Source organism: Dokdonella fugitiva (assembly GCF_004342425.1).
Taxonomy (GTDB): Bacteria; Pseudomonadota; Gammaproteobacteria; order Xanthomonadales; family Rhodanobacteraceae; genus Dokdonella_A; species Dokdonella_A fugitiva.
Genome location: NZ_SLWQ01000024.1, coordinates 1 through 1,833 on the forward strand (window position 1 = coordinate 1; position 1,833 = coordinate 1,833).

At 56.8% G+C, this 1,833-nt stretch carries 1 protein-coding gene; it reads right to left on the reverse strand.

What is annotated here, in order from left to right; genetic code table 11:
- Positions 1-783: 783 nt before the first annotated feature.
- On the reverse strand, positions 784-1,833 hold a 1,050-nt coding region (locus tag EV148_RS18195; protein WP_132000273.1), incomplete at its 5' end, for an RHS repeat-associated core domain-containing protein.

Consider the following 1,833-nt stretch of genomic DNA (forward strand, 5'->3'; position numbering starts at 1 on the left):
ATTTGCGCTTTGGGCGTGGCTGCGGGGCAGTGATCCGGCCGCCCCGTGGACGTACTTCCGCTTCCGCCAGCCGATTAAGCCGACGTCGAAGCAATGGTAGCCAGCGGAATCCATTGTCCAATCGCTCGATTGTAATGACCCGTTAGTTCGCTATTCCGAATAACGTGCTCTGACCCCGTTAGTTCCCCGATCCTTTTGCTGCTGCGCCATCACACGCCGCCAGCGCTAAGTTGGCACAGGCTTCTCAGCTCTATCTACCAGATCCCTCCTTTCCATGTCTTGGGCCCTCCCAAAGTTGCATGGGCCGCGGCCATGACTCATCCCCCTTGAGAATTCTCGTGGCGCCGCGCCCGGGCCAAACCCGAAATAGATAGAAGTCCTCCGATGAGCCATCCGCCTTCCCGCTCTGCTGCCCGCCAAAGTGAATTCTCACTCGGTAGATTCCTTTCGGAAGATCCAGAACGCCAAATGGCTCTGGATCTGTGCAGCCTTCGAAGACGAACTTCCCACTCGAAGTTTGCAGAGAGCACTCAATGACGTGATCCCAGCCACTTGTTGGCTCCTCGGGGAAACCGTCGACGTCGTATTCGACCTGAATTGGCACCATCGAGAACTCACTGATTGTCCTCACGGCCACGCCGCCACGCCTAGCTGAAAAGCCCTTTGCTCGCATCTCATCCACCACGACTTCGCTTGAATGGCGCAGCTCGTGCTCGTCCGGGTCACGCAAAAAGAATTGAAAGCCTTCTGGTGCGTGCCACAGGGTCACTCGCAGCATTCTCTTCACTCCCCGAATGTATAGACACGTCCTGACCTGTCCGTGAAAAAGCTTCTTGCGCCGGGAATACCGAGAGCGATGAATCTTGAGTGCTTGGATATACCATCGGGTAAAACTCCCGCCACGCTGTAGAAGCGCCCAATGAAGTTTCTCGTGCTGTCGGACTCGGAAAGACTGAGCAAACGAAGTGATACGCGACCAAGAACATAGTTCGCAGGGCCACCCTGAAGCGAACTCGCAAAAGGGTATTCATCGCAGGCCATGGAAGCCGGATATCGTCCACGAGCCTCCTTGCCGCACTCTGCCGTCATGTTGTACCAACCTCGAGGCCAAGGCGGAACGCGATTCAAGGCGAATGGGGCAGGGCTGAAGTTCGATCCATTCGCCGTTTCGGCATCAAGTACGTGTTGCGCATGCCAGGGAAATTCTTTACCAAACACAATAATTGGAACGCCAATGAAACGATCTCGTCTCTGAGAGTCTGCCGTGAGCGCAAATGATGTCAGGATTCCTAAGCCAGCGGCAGCGTACGTCGAGGCGGAAGTGCCGCCACTTACTGCTGCCGACGTCCAAAGCGCGTCGTTCGCCGCCAACAATGCAGTATTGAATGTTGTAAGTTCCGCCATCGTGGCGCTGACGCCCATCACACTGGACACGGCGCCGACTTCTGCTAAGTTGGCTTGGTATCCGCTCGGGTCAAGCATTCCGATCGGATCGTCATTCGCATATAGATACTTGTTGTGGGACACGGGGATCGTAGAATAGCCGCCTTTGTAATCTGGCGAAGCGAATCTAGCTGCCATGGACTCATACCACCGCGCCCTCAGATAGATGAGTCCGGTGTCCGCATCGTAGCGCTCGCCCGCGTAGCCATACGGGTTGGCGTCGCTGCCAGTCGATTCGACGCGATTGCCCCAGGCGTCGTAGCCATAGGTCTGGATCGCGATGCCGGTGTCGTCGGTCAGCGCGACGACGCTGCCGAGGCCGTCATGGTGGTAGGCCGTGGCCTTGTTCGATTGCTCCGGCTCGATACGCAGCAGCAACTCGTCGCCGTA